The sequence below is a fragment of the Pseudomonas sp. BS-2016 genome (genome assembly GCF_001806145.1).
Lineage (GTDB): Bacteria > Pseudomonadota > Gammaproteobacteria > Pseudomonadales > Pseudomonadaceae > Aquipseudomonas > Aquipseudomonas lundensis.
On the sequence record NZ_MLCT01000172.1, the window covers coordinates 1 to 2,487 of the forward strand.

Below are 2,487 nucleotides of genomic sequence, written 5' to 3' on the forward strand. Positions count from 1 at the left end.
TACAGACCTTATCATGCCAGAGGGGCGCTTGCCTTCAGGCAGCCAGAAAGTAAGAAGCCTCCCAGCTATTAGACTGGAAGGCTTCGCGGCGGTAGCTGCCTTTGCCTTTGCCGGCGCGTTCCTGGCGGCTGCGGAACAAGGGCTGGGCGATGATGGATTTGGCCTTGTTGGGGCCATGCTTGGATGGCTTTTTGCTCATGGTGGATTCTCTCGCTTGAGGGTGGAATGCAGCGGTGCAAATCATCTGCCGAAGTGGGCCGGCTGTAAAGCCCGTCGATAGGTGGGAAATGTCGCAAATAGGCAGTGGGCAGAGTCAATGTGGGAGCTGGCTTGCCTGCGATGGCGGTGGGTCAGTTGGCACAAAGGGCACTGATACACCGCCATCGCAGGCAAGCCAGCTCCCACAGGGTTTTGTGCTGTCGTACAGAGGGGGTTTATTCGGCAGGCAACGCCAGGCGCTGGCCAGCCATCAACAGCGACAAGCGGCTCAGGCTCATCCACGGCGAGCCGGCCGCCTGGCCTTTGATCTGTGCGTCGATGCGCTGCGCTTCCAGTAACAGTTGCGCCCAGCGTTGCGCCGAGTGCCGTTGCAGGGCTTTGCTCATCAGGGGTTTGCGTTTGTCCCACACCGGCGGCCTGGTCTGGCTGAAGCATTTGTCCAGCGGTGTGCCTTGGCTGTATTGCAGGGCAATGTTCGCCAGCACCCGCAGCTCACGGGCCAGTGCCCACAGAATCACCGGCGGTTCCACTCCTTCGCCACGCAGGCCTTCGAGCATGCGCAGGGCGTGGGCGGGCTCGCCGTTGAGGATGGCGTCCACCAGGCCGAACACATCAAAGCGTGCGCTATCGGCCACTGCGCCTTGCACGGTTTCGACGGTGATCTGCCCGTCTTCAGCCATCAACTTGAGCTTTTCGATCTCCTGGGCGGCGGCAAGCAGGTTGCCCTCGACCCGAGCGGCGATCAGTTCCACGGCATCCTGTGTCGCCGCCAGCCCTGATTGCGACAGGCGCTGACGAATCCACTGCGGCAACTGGTTGCTGTCCACCGGCCAGATCTGGATGAACTGAGTCTGTGGACCTTCAACCAGGGCCTTGCCCCACTTGGTTTTCTGCGCGCTGCCGTCAAGCTTGGGCAGGCTGACCAGCAGCACGGTGTCTTCGGCGGGGCGCGAGCAGTATTCCATCAGGGCCGCCGCGCCTTTATCGCCCGGCTTGCCCGAGGGCAGGCGCAGTTCCAGCAGGCGTTTTTCGGCAAACAGCGACATGCTCGCGCCAGCTTGCAGCAGCGTGCCCCAGTCGAAACTGGCGTCAGCACTGAACACCTGGCGTTCATCGAAACCTTGCTGGCGTGCGGCGGTGCGGATAGCGTCGGCCGCTTCCTGGCACAGTAGCGGGTCGTCGCCGCTGACGATGTACACAGGCGCAAGGCCACCTTGCAGGTGTTTGGCGAGTTGGGCGGGGGCAAGTTTCATAGGCAGGGCGAACGGGGCGCCAGGGGCGCCCCGTCTGGCTTACTCGACAGGGACTTCAACAGGCGACTGTTTCGGCGTGTTGTCTTCATATTCCTGCGCGGCTTTCAGGGCGTCGGCATCAGCCTTGGCCTTGTTGTCGGCCACTTGCTGCAGCTCAGCCAGTTTTTCCGGAGTGAGCATTTGCAGGCGAGTCATCATGCGCTGGATCAGCTCACGACGCATTTCCTTGCGCACCTGGATGGTCTCGGAGTCCGAACCCACCAGGTTGTTGCCATCGTGGCTCACCACTTTCTGCACCTGGATCTTGTCACCCATCAACGGCAACTGATCACGGCCTTGTATTTCGAACATCAGCGCAGTGTTCAACTCGACGTCGGACGCACGGCCAGCACTCGCGTAGCTGATATTGCGCTGGGTTTCTCGCTCATCCGTCAGGATCAGTTTGTAGGTGGCGCCGTTGTACACGTGCACACCGCTGTTTTCCAGGGTCTGGCGCAGCTGGGTGACGGTTTCGCCGTAGGCGTTGCGGGCGCTGACGTCGAGTTCCTTGAGCGACAGCTCATTGGTGCCGGTGCCGCGCAGCTGGAAGCCGCAAGCGCTCAACAGCACGGCAAGGCCCATAACCAGCAGATTGCGTTTGATCATTTTGTTGCTCCCCTTGAAACCAGGTGGGCCTTCTCGGGCCCTAAAGGTTTAGTTCGGCGTGGGGCCCAAGCCCCGCGCCTGATCCGATTTAGCTGGCGACGATATTGACCAGTTTGCCAGGCACCACGATCACCTTGCGGATGGTCAGGCCTTCGGTAAAGCGCAGCACGTTCTCATTGATACGTGCAGCTGCTTCAACCTCTTCACGGCTGGCGCTGGCCGGCATGTCGATCTGGCCACGCAGTTTACCGTTAACCTGGATGACCAGTTGCAGCGTGTCCTGTACCAGGGCGCTGTCATCCTGCACCGGCCAGGCGGCATCGATGACGGCACCGCTGTGGCCCAGACGGCTCCACAGTTCATGGCTGAT

At 61.2% G+C, this 2,487-nt stretch carries 4 protein-coding genes; all 4 read right to left on the reverse strand.

Features of this window, described 5'->3' with window-relative positions; genetic code table 11:
• Nucleotides 1-34: 34 nt before the first annotated feature.
• The gene (gene arfA / locus BKD70_RS23440) at nt 35-199 is read right to left on the reverse strand and encodes an alternative ribosome rescue factor ArfA (RefSeq protein ID WP_003176285.1); all 165 of its coding nucleotides are present in this window, start codon (nt 197-199) and stop codon (nt 35-37) included.
• A gap of 235 nt (nt 200-434) precedes the next feature.
• Nucleotides 435-1,472, reverse strand: coding sequence for a DNA polymerase III subunit delta (gene holA / locus BKD70_RS25250; RefSeq protein WP_201914164.1), 1,038 nt, complete (start codon nt 1,470-1,472; stop codon nt 435-437).
• Nucleotides 1,473-1,511: 39 nt separating this feature from the next.
• On the reverse strand, nt 1,512-2,117 hold the full coding sequence (gene lptE / locus BKD70_RS23450; RefSeq protein WP_014720078.1) for an LPS assembly lipoprotein LptE: 606 nt from the start codon (nt 2,115-2,117) through the stop codon (nt 1,512-1,514).
• Between the two features lie 88 nt (nt 2,118-2,205).
• Nucleotides 2,206-2,487, reverse strand: a 282-nt coding sequence (locus BKD70_RS23455; protein ID WP_139145831.1) for a class I tRNA ligase family protein, incomplete at its 5' end; no start/stop codon positions are given.

Bases quoted from the DNA above. Each gene is read 5' to 3' on its own strand.
- arfA (WP_003176285.1), bottom strand. From the start codon at position 199: ATGAGCAAAAAGCCATCCAAGCATGGCCCCAACAAGGCCAAATCCATC.
- lptE (WP_014720078.1), bottom strand. From the start codon at position 2,117: ATGATCAAACGCAATCTGCTGGTTATGGGCCTTGCCGTGCTGTTGAGC.
- holA (WP_201914164.1), bottom strand. From the start codon at position 1,472: ATGAAACTTGCCCCCGCCCAACTCGCCAAACACCTGCAAGGTGGCCTT.